The sequence below is a fragment of the [Erwinia] mediterraneensis genome (assembly GCF_900604315.1).
Taxonomy (GTDB): domain Bacteria; phylum Pseudomonadota; class Gammaproteobacteria; order Enterobacterales; family Enterobacteriaceae; genus Pantoea; species Pantoea mediterraneensis_A.
In genome coordinates this window covers 148,551-164,022 of record NZ_LR026979.1, presented here as the reverse complement: position 1 = coordinate 164,022, position 15,472 = coordinate 148,551, and the positions used below count along the sequence as shown (strand labels likewise).

Annotated in this window: 14 protein-coding genes; 9 read left to right on the top strand and 5 right to left on the bottom strand. The window is 55.2% G+C overall.

The genetic code is table 11. From position 1 onward, the window contains the following. Positions 1-173: 173 nt before the first annotated feature. Both E0E17_RS19015 and E0E17_RS19010 read right to left on the bottom strand, forming a co-directional pair. Positions 174-755, bottom strand: coding sequence for a TetR/AcrR family transcriptional regulator (locus tag E0E17_RS19015; RefSeq protein ID WP_130835736.1), 582 nt, complete (start codon positions 753-755; stop codon positions 174-176). 110 nt (positions 756-865) lie between these two features. Next, positions 866-1,774 carry a LysR substrate-binding domain-containing protein gene (locus tag E0E17_RS19010; RefSeq protein ID WP_237680844.1) on the bottom strand — a complete coding sequence of 303 codons (909 nt, stop codon included), beginning with the start codon at positions 1,772-1,774 and terminating at the stop codon, positions 866-868. Between the two features lie 147 nt (positions 1,775-1,921). Between E0E17_RS19010 and E0E17_RS19005 the strand changes: the two genes are divergently transcribed. The 7 genes from E0E17_RS19005 to E0E17_RS20355 all read left to right on the top strand — a co-directional run bounded on the left by E0E17_RS19005 (position 1,922) and on the right by E0E17_RS20355 (position 8,860). Continuing rightward, the gene (locus tag E0E17_RS19005) at positions 1,922-3,301 is read left to right on the top strand and encodes an NAD-dependent succinate-semialdehyde dehydrogenase (RefSeq protein WP_130835734.1); all 1,380 of its coding nucleotides are present in this window, start codon (positions 1,922-1,924) and stop codon (positions 3,299-3,301) included. 85 nt (positions 3,302-3,386) lie between these two features. Next, positions 3,387-4,313 (top strand): LysR family transcriptional regulator, encoded by a 927-nt coding sequence (locus tag E0E17_RS19000; protein ID WP_130835733.1) that lies wholly within the window; start codon positions 3,387-3,389, stop codon positions 4,311-4,313. A gap of 87 nt (positions 4,314-4,400) precedes the next feature. Then, the gene (gene tcuA, locus E0E17_RS18995) at positions 4,401-5,804 is read left to right on the top strand and encodes an FAD-dependent tricarballylate dehydrogenase TcuA (protein ID WP_130835732.1); all 1,404 of its coding nucleotides are present in this window, start codon (positions 4,401-4,403) and stop codon (positions 5,802-5,804) included. Next, on the top strand, positions 5,791-6,930 hold the full coding sequence (gene tcuB, locus E0E17_RS18990; protein ID WP_130835731.1) for a tricarballylate utilization 4Fe-4S protein TcuB: 1,140 nt from the start codon (positions 5,791-5,793) through the stop codon (positions 6,928-6,930). Before tcuA ends, tcuB begins: the two co-directional genes overlap by 14 nt. Before the next feature lie 53 nt (positions 6,931-6,983). Then, complete coding sequence (locus tag E0E17_RS18985; protein WP_130835730.1) at positions 6,984-8,288, top strand: MFS transporter; 1,305 nt, start codon at positions 6,984-6,986, stop codon at positions 8,286-8,288. Between the two features lie 125 nt (positions 8,289-8,413). After that, positions 8,414-8,644, top strand: coding sequence for a hypothetical protein (locus tag E0E17_RS20360; RefSeq protein ID WP_207302104.1), 231 nt, complete (start codon positions 8,414-8,416; stop codon positions 8,642-8,644). Then, the gene (locus E0E17_RS20355) at positions 8,645-8,860 is read left to right on the top strand and encodes an excisionase family DNA-binding protein (protein WP_272940803.1); all 216 of its coding nucleotides are present in this window, start codon (positions 8,645-8,647) and stop codon (positions 8,858-8,860) included. It abuts the gene before it with no gap. Between the two features lie 515 nt (positions 8,861-9,375). Here the strand turns inward: E0E17_RS20355 and E0E17_RS20285 are convergent. The 3 genes from E0E17_RS20285 to E0E17_RS18970 form a co-directional block, all read right to left on the bottom strand. Then, positions 9,376-9,546, bottom strand: a complete 171-nt coding sequence (locus E0E17_RS20285) for a hypothetical protein (RefSeq protein ID WP_165446268.1) — start codon at positions 9,544-9,546, stop codon at positions 9,376-9,378. Positions 9,547-9,681: 135 nt separating this feature from the next. Next, positions 9,682-10,065, bottom strand: coding sequence for a hypothetical protein (locus tag E0E17_RS18975; RefSeq protein ID WP_130835729.1), 384 nt, complete (start codon positions 10,063-10,065; stop codon positions 9,682-9,684). 911 nt (positions 10,066-10,976) lie between these two features. Next, positions 10,977-12,008 carry a tyrosine-type recombinase/integrase gene (locus E0E17_RS18970; RefSeq protein ID WP_130835728.1) on the bottom strand — a complete coding sequence of 344 codons (1,032 nt, stop codon included), beginning with the start codon at positions 12,006-12,008 and terminating at the stop codon, positions 10,977-10,979. Between the two features lie 330 nt (positions 12,009-12,338). Here E0E17_RS18970 and E0E17_RS18965 point away from each other — a divergent pair, with 330 nt between their 5' ends. After that, positions 12,339-13,895, top strand: a complete 1,557-nt coding sequence (locus E0E17_RS18965; RefSeq protein ID WP_130835727.1) for a class I adenylate-forming enzyme family protein — start codon at positions 12,339-12,341, stop codon at positions 13,893-13,895. Then, on the top strand, positions 13,892-15,469 hold the full coding sequence (locus E0E17_RS18960) for an acyl CoA:acetate/3-ketoacid CoA transferase (RefSeq protein WP_130835726.1): 1,578 nt from the start codon (positions 13,892-13,894) through the stop codon (positions 15,467-15,469). The genes E0E17_RS18965 and E0E17_RS18960 overlap by 4 nt, the downstream gene beginning before the upstream one ends. The last annotated feature ends 3 nt before the right edge of the window (positions 15,470-15,472 follow it).

Genomic DNA, 15,472 nt, shown 5'->3' with positions numbered 1-15,472 from the left:
GTCAGTGAGTTTTCCGGACAGTGCTGCCCCGGAAATCCCCAGGCTCAATCTCGCTATGGCTGAAAAACAGCTCATCTTTTCAGCACGTTTTTGTATCCTGGCATATCTACCTATTAGTTGGTAGGTTAATCAGGTAAAAAATTATGACAGCGATCCGGCAGATCGCTGTCAGGTTAGCGGGTCATGTTTTCAATGACCGGACGGACAATCTGACGGAAGACCTCAGGATTATCATAGGCACGCGCGGCCAGCATCGCACCATGCACTGTCGCCATCAGGGCCTTGCCCTCAACAGCGGGCGTCTCTTTCAGCTGGAAAATGCCGCTGCGCTCGCCTCTGCTTAACAACGAGGTCAGCCAGTCGGAAAGGTCGTGAAAATGCCCGGTGACTTCCGCCGCCACTTCCGGCGGCAGGACCGGTAACTCAACGGCCAGCATGACACAGATACAGAAGGGCGCAGAACCGTCTTTGATGCAGTTGAACCAGTAATCGACATAAGCGTTGAGTTCAGCCAGAGGATCGTTCAACTTCTCATCCAGCATACGCATCCCTTCACGCGCTTCTGCACGATATTGTGTCACCACCGTGCGCACCAGCTCCGCTTTACTGGGAAAGTGGTGGTGAATACTGGCCTTGCGAATTTGTACCTGTTCAGCGATATCAGCGTAGCTGAAACTTTTATAGCCACCTGACGCCAGAAGCCGTCGGGTGTAAGCAACGATTTCGCTGGCTTTCTGTGAAAGCTCTGTGGTCATACCCATCCTTCCTGGCCATGATGATTAGGGAGTCGTATGAGCGCGGGCTGACCGCGCCAATATTTTACCAACCTACTAATAGGTAGCTGTGTTGTCAAGTCGGGCTAAGGTCAGCCGGGTTCAGGATAACAGCTTATCGCCGGGGATGAGGCCTGCCGGGTAAGCCAATGTTCCAGCAGGTGCAGGTTAGCTGCTTTCGGGCAGTCATGATTCCACACCAGATAATAGGTCAGTTTTCCGCAGTCAAGCTGGCATCCTTCCATAGCAATCAGGGTGCCTTCTTTAAGCTCATTTTCCACCAGTACCCGTTGCGCCAGCGCTACCCCCTGGCCTTCCATAGCGGCCTGATAGGCCAGCGCTGAGCTTTCCAGTTCACGCCACTGCGTAAGGCGATTAAGATCAACGCCAAAGGCCTCGCTCCAGCGTTGCCAGTCATCGGGACGGCCGCGCACCCTGAGCAGCGTGTGCTGTGCCAGCTGTTCAGGATTCAACGTTGCCTTGCGGCCTGGCGTAGGGCGGCAGACCGGCACCAGCTGATTTTCCACCAGCGGGGTGGCATGCATCTGGGGCCAGTCGCCGTTTCCCAGGCGGATCGCCGCGTCAAAATCCGCCGCGTCATCCCAGTCAGAGGCAGTGGTGAGCCGCACATCAATAGCGGGGTGCGCCAGCTGAAAGGCGGTCAGACGGGGAACCAGCCAGCGGGTGGCGAAGGTGGTAAAAGAGTGCAGCCGGATAACGGTACGCCCTGCGCTGCGGTGCAAGATCTGCCCGGCCTGGCGCAGCCCGTCGAAATGCATACTGATTTGATGGAAGTAAGCGCTGCCGGCATGGGTAAGCAGCAGACCGCGCCCCTGGCGCTGAAACAGCTGCGTACCAAAATGCTCTTCCAGCAGGCGCAACTGGCGGCTGACCGCACCGGGGGTCACAGAAAGATGCCCGGCGGCGGCGCGTACGCTGCCGGTACGGGCGACAGATTCAAAAGCCAGCAGCGCATTCAACGGCGGCAGCTCACGCGTCACAGTCATTATCCTTGAGTTTTTCTCAACGTTTGAGGAATTTTAATCGATTGTCGTCATTATGCCAACGCAGGACAATCATTCCCGTCAACACGACGTCCCCCCCTTTAGGGGCGTCTCCAGGGAAATACAAACTGTATGAGGTGAGAAATGATAGATGTAATCAATCCTGCGGATGGATCAGTCGTTGGGCAAACCCCGATGATGAGCGCAGCCGAAGTGGCGGCGGCTATCGATCGTACCTGTGCCGCCTTTCCTGCCTGGGCACAAAAAACGGCTACCGAACGCAGCACGATTCTGCGTCGCTGGTACGATCTGGTGCGCGCCGACAAACGTGTTTTTGCTGAAATTATGGTCAGAGAAAACGGCAAGTGCCTGAGTGAAGCGCTGGGAGAAATCGAGTATGGGCTCGGTTTTATTGAATGGTATGCGGAAGAGGCAAAACGCGTTTATGGCGACACCATTCCTTCTCACGACCCTAACGCCAGCGTGCTGGTGATGAAAGAGCCGGTAGGGCCGACAGCCGCCATCACGCCGTGGAACTTTCCTTTTATGATGATCACTCGCAAGATCGCTACCGCGCTGGCGGCTGGCTGCACCATGATCATCAAACCCGCAGAAGAGACGCCGCTGACGGCCTGGAAACTGCTGGAGTATGCGCGGGAAGCCGGCATTCCCTCAGGTGTGTTTGAGATGGTCACCGGGGATCCGAAAGCGATAGGCGAAGCGTTTACCAGCGATACGCGTATTCATAAAGTTTCGTTCACCGGTTCTACCCGGGTGGGCAAACTGCTGGCCAGCCGCTGCGGTGAAACGCTGAAAAAAATGACGCTGGAACTGGGCGGTAATGCGCCTTTCCTGGTGTTTGACGACGCCTCTCTGGACGATGCGGTAACCGGTCTGGTGAACGCGAAACTGCGTAACTCAGGCCAGGTCTGCATCTCACCGAACCGTGTGTTTGTTCAGGATGGCATCTATAACACCTTTGTGGAGCGTCTGACGGCGGCAGTGAGCAAAATCCGCGTCGATCAGGGGATGCAGGATGAGTTTGTTGTAGGGCCGCTGATCAATCAGATGGCGCTGGATAAAGTCACGTCTCTGGTCGATGAGGCGGTGGCGCGTGGCGCAACGGTGAAGCTGGGCGGCAAGCCGGATGTCAAAGGCGGACTCTTTTATCAGCCTACTATTCTGTGCGATCTGGACGATAGCTTTGCGATCCACAACACCGAAATTTTCGGGCCGGTGTTCCCGATCTATCGTTTCTCGTCTGAGGAAGAAGTGATCCGCTGCGCCAACAATACTGAATATGGTCTGGTCTCTTATGCCTGGACCCGGGATGTGGGCCGGGCATTCCGCCTTTCCAGAAAACTGGAGTCGGGGATGGTGATCCTGAATTCCGGTTCTGTCGGGACGGCATCGGTGCCCTTTGGCGGCATCAAAGCTTCCGGCTACGGGCGCGAAGGCAGTTATTACGGTATTGAAGAGTATGTACAGGTGAAATATGTGCTGATGGCCGGGCAGAACCGCTAAGCAACAGGGCGAACCGCGCAGTATAATGTTGCATTAATGTAAAAATAACTGTATTGGCTGAAGCTCCGGATAACAGGAGGACAGGATGGAGCTTCGCCAGTTACGCTATTTTGTGCGTATTGTGGAAACCGGCAGTATGGGGCGCGCCGCGCTCGATCTCGATATGGGTGTTTCGGCGCTCAGTCAGCAAATCAGTCGTCTGGAAAATGAACTGGCGATCCGTTTGCTGCAACGCACTTCACGGGGTGTCACTCCAACCGATGCCGGACTGGCATTCTATTCTCAGGCGCAACTGGCGCTGCGTCATGCTGATGATGCGGTACTGGCGGCGCGTCAGGCAAGACTCTCCGGCCACGTCAGTGTCGGGATGGCCCCCAGTACCGCCTCGGTGCTGGGACTGCCCTTTATTAAAGCGATGCGTGAAAGCTATGCCGATGTGCGGCTACATATCATCGAAACGCTCTCCGGCAACCTGGCGCGTATGATCACCACACGTCAGCTGGATCTGGCCGTGGTGTTCCAGCAGGACAAAATTACGCGCTGGAGCGCCAGAGCGGTGCTGGAAGAGCGGCTGTTCCTGATTGGCACCCACACGTTGTTAGCTTCTCTGCCTGGCGACCTGGCAGAGCCCACCGCCCTTGCGGCTATTCCGCTGATTATGCCCAGCCAGGGCCACGGCCTGCGCGATCGCCTGGAAGAGATCTGTCACGAAAATGCGCTTCAACTGGAAATGGTGACAGAAATTGATGGACTATCGCTGCTGATGGATGCAGTGCGCCATGGGCTGGGGGCCACCCTGCAACCCGGCGCGGCGCTCTCCCGGGTGCACGATGAAGGCCTGCGGGTGATCGGCATTCATAATCCGGTGCTCAGTCGCCCCAATTTTCTTGTCAGCCTCTCAGATGATGAACTCTCGCCCGCCGGACTGGCGGCGCGGGTAGTGCTTAACCGGGTGATGCAGCAGCTGGTCGAGCAGGGCGTATGGCCAGGCGCGACCCTTTACACATCCTGAACCCCCGTTAAGTTATCCCCAATAGCGACCGTACCGGCAGTATGTCTAACTCTCCATAACAAATAGCAGGTTGTAATGGAGAGATGAATGGTCGATGTACTGGTGATTGGCGGGGGAAATGCCGCATTATGCGCGGCGCTGACGGCCAGAGAAGCGGGGGCCTCCGTGCTGATGCTGGAGGCGGCTCCCCGGGAATGGCGCGGCGGTAACTCGCAGCACACGCGCAATCTGCGTTGTATGCATGACGCGCCACAGGATGTGCTGGTGGAGAGCTATCCGGAAGAGGAGTTCTGGCAGGATCTGTGGCGCGTGACGGGCGGACAGACGAACGAAGCGCTGGCGCGGCTGGTGATCCGCACCTCTTCAACCTGTCGTGACTGGATGCGCCGCCACGGGGTTAATTTTCAGCCGCCGCTCTCCGGTGCGCTGCACGTCGCCCGTACCAACGCTTTCTTTATGGGCGGCGGCAAGGCGTTAGTAAATGCTTACTACCGAAGTGCAGAGACGCTTGGCGTGAAGATACGCTACAACACCCCGGTACAGGCGCTGGAGCTGCAAAACGGGGAATTTGTCGCTGCCCTGGCTGGCGAGGAGCGCATCACGGCGAAAAGCTGTGTGCTGGCGGCAGGTGGTTTTGAATCCAACCGCGCCTGGCTGCGTGAAGCCTGGGGGCAGAATGAAAGGGGCGAGTGGCCCGCCGATAACTTTCTTATTCGCGGCACGCGCTTCAATCAGGGCGTGCTGCTCAAATTTATGATGGACGCAGGCGCCGATATTATCGGCGATCCGTCACAGTCGCATTGTGTCGCGATTGATGCGCGCGCGCCGCTTTATGACGGCGGCATCTGCACCCGAGTCGACTGTGTCTCATTAGGCATCGTGGTCAATCGTGATGCCCAACGCTTCTATGATGAAGGAGAAGATTTCTGGCCGAAACGCTACGCCATCTGGGGACGGCTGGTGGCACAGCAGCCCGATCAGATCGGTTTTTCCATTATCGACAGCAAAGCGCTGGGGCAGTTTATGCCGCCGGTTTTCCCCGGCAGCCGGGCAGGCACGTTGCCGGGGCTGGCGCGCCAGCTGGGGCTGGATCCGCAGCAGTTCACCGAGACCGTAACGCGCTATAACCGGGCCTGTCAGCCCGGCCACTTCGATCACACCAGGCTGGATGACTGCGCCACCGCAGGGCTGACACCACCAAAAACGCACTGGGCACGACCCATCGATACACCACCCTACTACGGCTACGCGCTGCGTCCCGGCATCACCTTTACCTACCTGGGCCTGAAAGTGAATGAGCACGCCGCGGTGCATTTTGCCGGACAACCCAGCCGTAATCTGTTTGTCGCCGGCGAAATGATGGCCGGAAATGTTCTTGGCAAAGGCTATACCGCCGGGGTGGGCATGTCCATCGGCACCACCTTTGGTCGTATTGCAGGAAAAGAAGCCGCACGGGCTGCGGGATGGGAGGTGAGCGATGAAGCAGCTTGAGAAGCTGATTATTGAAGCAAAAATCCTGAGCGAACCGGAAGCGGAAGTCGAGCGGGTGATGCAGGTCTGTAACGCCTGCCGCTATTGCGAAGGTTTTTGTGCGGTCTTTCCGGCCATGACGCAGCGCCTGACCTTTGGCAAAGCGGATATTAACTACCTGGCGAACCTCTGTCATAACTGCGGCGCCTGCCTGCATGCCTGTCAGTATGCGCCGCCCCATGAGTTTGCCATCAATGTACCGCAGGCGATGGCGCAGGTACGGCTGGAAACCTATCAGTATTATGCTCAACCCGCCGCGCTGGGCGCGCTGTATCGTCGCGCCGGAACAACGGTCACGCTGGCGCTGGCCTTTGGCTTGTCGCTGTTTTTGTTGCTGGCGCTGGCGTTAACCGGATCGCTGATCCATCCGCCGCTGGCGGGGGATTTCTACCAGATCTTCCCCCATAACCTGCTGGCGCTGATGTTTGGCGGGGTATTTACCCTGGCGATAGTGGCGCTGATGGCGGGAGTGATGCGCTTCTGGCGCGAAATTACCCCCGGCACGCCGCAGACGCCTGAATGGCTGGAGGCGTCGAAAAACGCGCTCACCCTGAAGTACCTCGACGGCGGCCACGGCAAGGGGTGTAACGAAGAAAATGACGCCTTTACCCTGCAGCGGCGGCGTTTTCATCATCTGACCTTTTATGGTTTTCTGCTCTGCTTTGCCGCCACGCTGGTGGCGACCGGCTATCACTATATCGCTGGCGTGGAAGCGCCTTATCCCTTCTGGAGTCTGCCGGTCATCCTGGGCACCCTGGGCGGGGTGGGGCTGATTGTCGGCCCGGCAGGGCTGCTGTGGCTGAACCTGCGCCGCGCGCCGCAACAGGGGGACGCGCGCCAGAAACCGATGGATCGCGGCTTTATTCTGCTGCTGTTGCTGACCAGCCTGAGCGGCCTGGGCCTGCTCGCCGGGCGTGACACGGGCTGGATGGGAATATTGCTGGCGCTGCACCTGGGCGTAGTGATGGCCCTGTTTCTTACCATCCCTTATGGCAAGTTTGCCCACGGCTTTTACCGCAGCGCGGCATTGCTGAAGTGGGCAATAGAAAAACGACGTGGAAAAAACACGGGTGTCGCTGGCGACTAAGCCCGGAACACTTACCGATAACAAGCAAGTGAGCTGTTGTGGAGATCTGCCCTATGAATCAACGTACAACCCCCTTATCCCGCGCCGGCACGTTCGGCGCAATACTCCGTGTTACCAGCGGTAATTTTCTTGAGCAGTTCGACTTTTTTCTGTTTGGCTTTTATGCCACCTATATCGCCCACACCTTTTTTCCTGCCGACAGCGAATTCGCTTCGCTGATGCTCACCTTCGCGGTGTTTGGCTCCGGTTTTCTGATGCGACCGGTGGGGGCGATCATCCTCGGCGCCTATATCGATCGCATCGGACGGCGCAAAGGGCTGATGGTAACGCTGGCTATTATGGGATGCGGCACGCTGCTGATTGCGCTGGTGCCGGGGTATGAAACCATCGGCATCCTGGCACCGGCGCTGGTGCTGCTGGGGCGGTTGCTGCAGGGCTTCTCTGCCGGCGTTGAGCTGGGGGGCGTCTCTGTCTATCTCTCGGAGATCGCTACGCCTGGCAATAAAGGGTTCTACACCAGCTGGCAATCCGCCAGTCAGCAGATTGCGATCGTGGTGGCGGCGCTGATCGGTTACAGCCTGAACGTACTGCTGGGACACGATCAGATTGCGCAGTGGGGCTGGCGTATTCCGTTCTTTATCGGCTGTATGATTATTCCGCTGATCTTTGTGCTGCGCCGCTCGCTGCAGGAAACCGAGGCGTTTTTACAACGCACGCACCGCCCTGATACACGGGAGATCTTCGCCACTATCATGCAGAACTGGCGGCTGATTATCGCCGGAACGCTGCTGGTCGCCATGACCACCACCACGTTCTACTTTATTACCGTCTATACCCCGACCTACGGCAAAAGCGTTCTTAACCTGACGGCGCGCGACAGTTTGATTGTCACCATGCTGGTGGGCATCTCGAATTTTATCTGGTTGCCGATCGGCGGGGCGCTTTCCGATCGTATCGGCCGTCGCGCGGTATTAATGGGCATCACCCTGCTGGCGCTGGCGACCACCTGGCCTGCCATGACCTGGCTGACATCGGCACCGGACTTTACTCGCATGACGCTGGTGCTGCTGTGGTTCTCGTTCTTCTTTGGTATGTATAACGGCGCGATGGTGGCCGCGCTCACCGAAGTGATGCCGGTCTATGTGCGTACCGTGGGTTTTTCCCTCGCCTTTAGTCTGGCGACCGCGATTTTCGGCGGCCTGACGCCGGCGATTTCCACCGCGCTGGTACAGCTCACCGGCAGCAAAAGCGCGCCCGGCTGGTGGCTGATGTGCGCGGCGCTCTGCGGCCTGGCGGCCACGGCAATGCTGTTTTTGCGACTGAGCCGGGGTTATCAGACGGTAGAGCAGAAAACCTGAGGAGAGCGTAGCCGGTCGGGTTCGCCCCATGAACCATTGCCTTCCAACCCGGGCAACATTCTGCGTAGCACTGACTCTTTCAGATATTGCAAATAATTATGGTGTAGTAATAAGGGGAGAGTGATATGACAAATTTGCAGAACAGGTTGCCCTCGGTTCATGAGGCGGAACTGGCCCGCCTGTGCAGCCGTGAGCTCTCTGCTGTGCCTGAAGCGCGGGCTGAAACTCAGCAGGTTTCTGTTACCGACAGACATGGGGCTATCCATAATGCCAGCATTCTGGTCAGTACGCTTCGTATGCTGGTTGATGTGCTAACAGAACTGGGTGAAGAAATGCCGTGCGCCTGGTATCTGTAGGTGCCTCAGGAAGCGGCCGATATGCTGAATATTTCCCGTCCAAACCTGATTCGTCTACTGGATAAGGGAGGGCTACCTTATCACCGGACAGGGAACCGGCGTAAAATCCGTTTTGCCGATGTGCTGGCGTACCGTAGTCGACTACATGCTGATCGTCTGATGACGCTGGATCAGGAACTGGGACAGGGTTACGCATGCGTTCACATTACACTGTGATCCTTGATGCATGCGTGTTATACCCGGCACCACTGCGCAGTTTCCTGATATGTCCTGGCATATCCCTGTATCGAACCCAAAACGGCAGCCATAAAGTTTCAGGAACAATGTCATCTCTTGAAGGGATAAAAGGTGCTACCAGGAGTGAGTCGTGTAGTATCACTAATGCATTTTATCTGATTTCATACAGGAAAGATAAAGTGACATTGTTGGGAAATGGCTTTTTTATTTTTTCTATTTATTATTGCTTACCCTTGATTTAGGTTGCAATAGTGCCGATTCATTATGTTGAACTGCTTTTGCTATTCGGTAAGCCGTACAGGCAATCCTAATCGGCCTGTCTGCGACAGCATCAGAATGGTTTCTACCATTAGTAGTTATTTGATTTTTAAGGGCACGTAGACAGGCCTCTTTAAAGATCTGTTTAGTTGCTCGCGCATACCTCTGTAATTCTTTTGGATTGACTTTATCAGGGATGGTAATTTCAACAAGGTTATTCGCCTGTGATTGAAATTTTAAAATATCGCCACATAAAAAACATCACCAAATTCGCAATTAAAGTCACCTTTTAAACTACCCACAAGCGTTTTGACGGTGCTACCATCTTTCGGGATGGTAGCAGTGATTTTCGTTCTGGTGCCTGTTTTTTCGCAATGCTGTGGGATATGGTTTGTATAAAATGGCATGGTGATACTCCTGCGGTAAAAATACATACTCCCTGTAGTATGATGGAAGTTCTATCAAAAAAATGGTATAAAAACGCAGCTACGCAGCAGTGCCGCTCATGCCACAGGCGTGCTAATCTCGTGAACCTCAGGTTATTACTCTTTAAAAGCAGTAATAGTTATATTTTTTGGTTTATTATTGTATGGAAGGAAATACACGTGATCGTTTCCGTTATTTTTGATTACTTCCAGTCTGGGAAGAAGGTTGCTATATCCTAAAAGTTCATTCCTTTGGCAGTCCTGATGCTTAACTTTCGAAATGCATCCCAAATAAATATCATACTTAACAATTTTACTATAAGGCAAGATTCCTTTCTTCAAATCAGTGTGTGTTTTAATAAGACTATGGTGCGCGTTTTCATTTTTAACTGAGATAATTTTTTCTGCAAATGAAAGGTATTTGTTATTTTCCATTGCCAGATTGAATGCAGCACGGCTGCTGTGTAAAACTTTTGCCTGAAAATATTTTACTATCTGCATGGTGTAATCCTTATGCTTAGTAATATTATTTATTGATTTTTATATTTTTATCCTCGTTCCGCTTCCAGGTTTATCTATCTGAGTGGTAGTAGAACGAGGGATGGGATTGCCAAAAATTATTGAAATAATGAATTTTCCTGTTCGGTAATCCGCTGCATTTTGACGCTGATGACCTCTGCTAAATCCGTATGCTGCCTCCTGTACTTTACCGCGACTGCATGACGAACTCCGACAATGAATGGGTCTGAGTGCGGGCATTGGCAGGAGCGGCCCTGCACTTTTGAAATTTACTATCAATTCCATTTGCAGATACATAGTATCCTGTTTAATAATGAGCTTCCATTTTAATGGATCGAAAGAGGAGGTTGCTATAAAAAAACGGTCATGCATACTTATATCGGAAAAAAAGATGGCAAGCTTAATTGAAATCGGAAGATTTTCCTCTCTGCGGCGTTTTTCCTGATGCGCACTTGTCAGTAAAAATTCCTGCCCATATAAAAATGAACTGAATGCAGCGCGCTGTAAAAAAATCCTGACTGAAAAGTGGTCAGCAGATGACAAATATATTATTAACGACGGAATTCCTCGGTCAGATAAACCTTAACTAACCTGGCTATATAATTACCCGTTAAAGATAAAAAAGATAAATCGATAACGCTTGATGTGGTCATCACTAGTGCCGGTATTTTACCTGAACAGATAACAATAGCCAAAAGCCATGCAAAATTTCAAGAAGACAATATATCTACAGAATTATTGTACTAACTCAACTAATAAGGTATATAAAAATGCTATCAGAGATCAGGAAGCTGAAAAAGTTGATAACTTTTTGGGATCAGAAAAAATTACCAAGACATCAAGGGTAATAAAAGAAAGACGCAGAGCGGCTTTCTTTTATTTGGTTTGCAGCCCTAATCAGGATAAATTTTCTCCATCAAATCAATCATCGCGCCCGCGTGCGCATCCACATTACGGATATACCGCATCAGCGTTTCCGGTTTTTTCCAGGTGCCTTCCTGCATAATCTGCGCCACGGCGTAGCCCTGTTTTGCCATATCCTGCGCCGCCCCCACACGGGCACTGTGGCCGCTCCAGCCGCTGTAACGGTTCTTGTTGGTCTTTGGCTGTCCCTGACCCGCTTCGCGCCAGGCTTGTGCAAAAATTGCTTCCAGTGACGGGGTAGTCAGGGGTTTTTCTGTGATCAGGGTCGCTTTGTTGGTGCGATGTATCGGACAAAACAGGAAGGCGTCTGGCTCGCCTGCCAGGCCGGAAATGGCTATCCACTCGGTCAGGCGCCGGGTGGAAAGGGTACTCAGCGCTTTAATCAGGCCGCCAGTCTGTACGATGGTTTTGGTCCAGGCGACATCCAGAATAATACGGCCATCCTCCGCGCGGGTAACGTCCCGTACCCGCAGGCGCGCCAGTTCACTGACACGCAACAACGTGCTGTAGGCCACATGCAGGAAGGCGAGGTTGCGCACCTCTTTTAAGTGCGGTGAGTTTGCCCAACGGCTGTCCAGCGTCATCAAATCGATCAGCCGGAACGGCACCGCCTGACCGGTACGCTCGCCCGTCACGACCGCGACACGATTAATCTTCTTGATGGCGCGGAACACCGTCGGGGCGGTATTCGGCGGCAGCAGTCCGGCGTTACGGTGTAGCATGGAAATCAGCGAGGCATGGGTAGCAATGGTGGACGAAGCCCGCCCGGCGCTTTGCAGCCAGGTCAGATAATCCCGTAAGTCGTCAGAGGAGAGCGGCAGAAAACACCGCCCGTGCTCGCTGGCCCAGCGCTGACAGATACGCATTACACTGAGCAGCTGCCGCCAGGTGTTGGGCGAGAAAGCGTCTCTGTCCTGAACAAACGCCCGTAACTGGGCCGTAAGGTCTTCATCCGCTGTTATTGCAGGTAGCAGGCGCCCGGGGCTGATTATCTCGGCCATGGTGTACTCATCATTAAGTTTTCAACGCGTTATCAGCGCGCGCAGGTTCATCCCGTCGCGCCGGAGGGACATCATAGCGGTTCCGTCAGATGCTGTCATGACTTTATATAATGGGCGAAGTCATGATGCTGTAGTAATCAGCGGTGCGGAAAAACGGTCTGGTTGCTGACGCGGTAAAAGCGCCCGGTCGCCCTGGGACGTCGTCACCTTTGTGCAAGGTTACAATGATGTGTCATTTTTGTTGATATTTTGCTGTGACTTATTACACACCTTCCCCGCCTGAAATCCCCCAGACTGCTGCAAGCCATCATGCCATACCAGGAGAGAGAGATGAGCAGCACCTCCGCCCACTGCCAGAACCTGTACCAGGCGCTAAGCCACAGTGCCTTACGTCGCCCGGATAACCTGGCGTTAGCTTTTGAGGACCAACGCTATCGCTACGCCGATTTTCACCAGCGGGTACAGCAGGTGATGGCGCAACTTGAGCGCGTATGGTCCTTGCGCAAGGGAGACCGTATCCTGCTCGCGTGGGGAAATCGCCCCGAATTTTGTGAAGTCTTTTTTGCCGCCCTCGGACTGGGTATTGAAGTGGTGCCCTTCAGCACCAAGCTCAAAGAGTGCGAAAGTGAAGCGCTGGTTCGGCATATTGCGCCGCAGGTAGTGTTATTTGATGCCAGCTTACAGGACTGGCTGGGAAATACGCCTGACGCACGCTGCGTGGCGCTGACGGAATGGAAGACGATCACGCTGCCCGCAGCGCTGCCTGAGGTACCCAACCGGGTTTCCCGTCACGATACGGCGGTGATCATGTTTACGTCCGGCACCACCGGTGAGCCCAAAGGGGCCGTGATCACCCACGGCAACTTACTCGCTGCCGTGGACGCCTATGCGCATAATCTCAACCTCAGCGAAGCGGACAGCACCATCCTGGCGGTGCCGATTTATCATATTACCGGCCTCTCCGCCTTACTGGCGCTGTTTATTACCCTCGGCGCAACCATCTGGTTGCAGCAACGCTTTAATGCTGGCGAGGTGTTCACCACCCTGCGTGAGCAGAACATCACTTTCCTGCATGGTTCGCCCACGGTCTTTATTCTGCTGTGCCAGGCGGTACGCGCCCGGAGCGCGGATCAGCCACAGGTCTATCCCTCTCTGCGTGCCATTGCCTGCGGTGCCGGACATCTGAACGAAGGGCTGATCCGGGAACTGAAAGCGCTGTTTCCCTGCACCACCATTCATCCCATTTATGGTCTGACGGAAACCACTTCTCCTGCCACTATTTTTCCGGTCGATGTCTGGGGCAGCCCAAAATGCGGCAGTTCCGGGCGACCGATTGCGGGCTTATCGATTCAGATTCGCGATGACCAGCAGCAGCCGCTGGCCGCAGGGCAGATAGGCCATATCTGGTTGAAAGGCGAAGTGGTAATCCGCGAATACTGGCAGTGCAACCAACGGCGCGCCAGTTGTGATGCGGAAGGCTGGTTCTGCACCGGCGATCTCGGTTATCTCGACGAAGAAGGCTGGCTGTACGTCAAAGATCGCAGCAAAGATATGATCAATCGCGGCGGCGAGAAAATTTATTCGCTGGAGCTGGAGAATATCCTGTCAACCTATCCGGGGGTGCGTGAAGTGGCAGTGATCCCGGCACCCAGCCCGGTTTATGGCGAAGAGCCGGTCGCCTTTATCGTTCCGGACGAACAGTGCCACCTGATCAGCGAGGCGATTCTCGACTGGCTGAAAGGACGCATTGCCCGCTTCAAGCTGCCTGCCCGCATCATTTTTACCCGCATCCTGCCGCGTACCCATAACGGCAAAGTGAATAAGCGTCAGCTGAAAACCCGTCTTGCGGAATCGATCCCCAGTCTGTCTACGGAGGAGAAGCAGTGAATAACCGCTTTATCAGCGCCCATGCGGCGGCCAACCTGATCAAAAACGGCGATACCGTCTGCACTGTCGGCATGACGCTGATCAGCGCAGCAGAATCGATCCTGAAAGCTCTCGAAGCGCGTTTTCTGCAGGAGGGCGCGCCACGCGATCTCACGCTGGTGCATGCAGCCGGTCAGTGTGACCGCCAGCGCGGCAATCAGCATTTCGCCCACCCGGGCATGACCACGCGCATTATCGGCTCGCACTGGGGGCTGGCACCCCGCTGGATGGCGATGATTAACAATAACGAAGTCGAAGCCTGGTGTCTGCCGCAGGGACAGATGGTGCATTTGTATGGTGCGATGGCGGCGGGGCTGCCGGGCAGACTGTCTCCGGTTGGACTCGGCACCTTTGTGGATCCGCGTATTGAAGGCGGGCGTATGAATGCCCGCACGCGCGAACAGCCGAACCTGATCGAGCATGTCACTTTTCGCGGCGAAGAGATGTTGTTCTATCCGGCGATTCCGCTGGATGTGGTGATTGTGCGCGGTACGCACGCCGATGAGGCGGGCAACCTCACCACCGATGAAGAAGCGATGAAACTGGAAGTGCTGCACGCGGTGCTCGCCGCCAAACGCTACGGCGCGAAGGTACTGGCACAGGTGAAATACCGCGTGGCCAGCGGCTCGCTGCATCCTAAAAAGGTCACTGTTCCCGGCACCCTGATTGACGCCATCGTGGTATGCGATGACCCGGAAGAGGATCATCGACAGACCTCCAGCTGGGCCTTTGACCCCGCGCTGTGCGGCGATATCCGCCTGCCAGCCAGCGAAAGCGCGCCGCTGCCGCTGGATCTGCGCAAGCTGATTGGCCGTATCGCCTGCCGCTACCTGACGCCGGGCTGTGTGATCAACCTCGGCACCGGCATCCCCAATGATGTGATTGGCGCCATTATCCACGAGGAGCAGCTGGGCGATCAGGTGACTATTACCGTGGAATCGGGCATTTACGGCGGTCAACAGACTGGCGGTACCGACTTTGGCATTGGCCGCAACCTGAGCGCGATGATCAGCCATCAGGATCAGATGCTCTATTACAACGGCGCCGGGGTGGATATCACCTTTATGGGCGCGGGCGAAATGGATCCGCACGGCCATGTAAACGCAACCCGTCTCGGCGCGTCCTGTCCGGGTGCGGGCGGCTTTATCGATATCACTCAGAATGCGCGTCATGTGGTGTTCTGCTCCTCCTTCACCGCCAAAGGGCTGGAAATCGCCTGTGAGCAGGGAGAGCTGCGCATTGTGCATGAAGGCGAAGTGCGCAAGCTGGTGCCGCAGGTGAATCAAATCTCCTACAACGGCGAACTGGCGCGGGCAAAAGGGCAAACCATGCATTACGTCACCGAACGCGCGGTGTTCGAACTTCGCCCGGAAGGCCCCGTGCTGGTCGAAATCGCGCCCGGCATCGACCTGGAGCGCGATATCCTGGCGCAGATGGATTTCCGTCCGTTGATTGCGCCCGAACTTTCCGTGATGGACAGCGCCCTGTTTCAGCCGCAGCCCTGTGGGCTGGCGGCGCGCGTGTCCCGCTCTTAACCC

Bases quoted from the DNA above. Each gene is read 5' to 3' on its own strand.
- E0E17_RS19015 (WP_130835736.1), bottom strand. From the start codon at position 755: ATGACCACAGAGCTTTCACAGAAAGCCAGCGAAATCGTTGCTTACACC.
- E0E17_RS19005 (WP_130835734.1), top strand. From the start codon at position 1,922: ATGATAGATGTAATCAATCCTGCGGATGGATCAGTCGTTGGGCAAACC.
- E0E17_RS19000 (WP_130835733.1), top strand. From the start codon at position 3,387: ATGGAGCTTCGCCAGTTACGCTATTTTGTGCGTATTGTGGAAACCGGC.
- tcuA (WP_130835732.1), top strand. From the start codon at position 4,401: ATGGTCGATGTACTGGTGATTGGCGGGGGAAATGCCGCATTATGCGCG.
- tcuB (WP_130835731.1), top strand. From the start codon at position 5,791: ATGAAGCAGCTTGAGAAGCTGATTATTGAAGCAAAAATCCTGAGCGAA.
- E0E17_RS18985 (WP_130835730.1), top strand. From the start codon at position 6,984: ATGAATCAACGTACAACCCCCTTATCCCGCGCCGGCACGTTCGGCGCA.
- E0E17_RS20360 (WP_207302104.1), top strand. From the start codon at position 8,414: ATGACAAATTTGCAGAACAGGTTGCCCTCGGTTCATGAGGCGGAACTG.
- E0E17_RS20285 (WP_165446268.1), bottom strand. From the start codon at position 9,546: ATGCCATTTTATACAAACCATATCCCACAGCATTGCGAAAAAACAGGC.
- E0E17_RS18975 (WP_130835729.1), bottom strand. From the start codon at position 10,065: ATGCAGATAGTAAAATATTTTCAGGCAAAAGTTTTACACAGCAGCCGT.
- E0E17_RS18970 (WP_130835728.1), bottom strand. From the start codon at position 12,008: ATGGCCGAGATAATCAGCCCCGGGCGCCTGCTACCTGCAATAACAGCG.
- E0E17_RS18965 (WP_130835727.1), top strand. From the start codon at position 12,339: ATGAGCAGCACCTCCGCCCACTGCCAGAACCTGTACCAGGCGCTAAGC.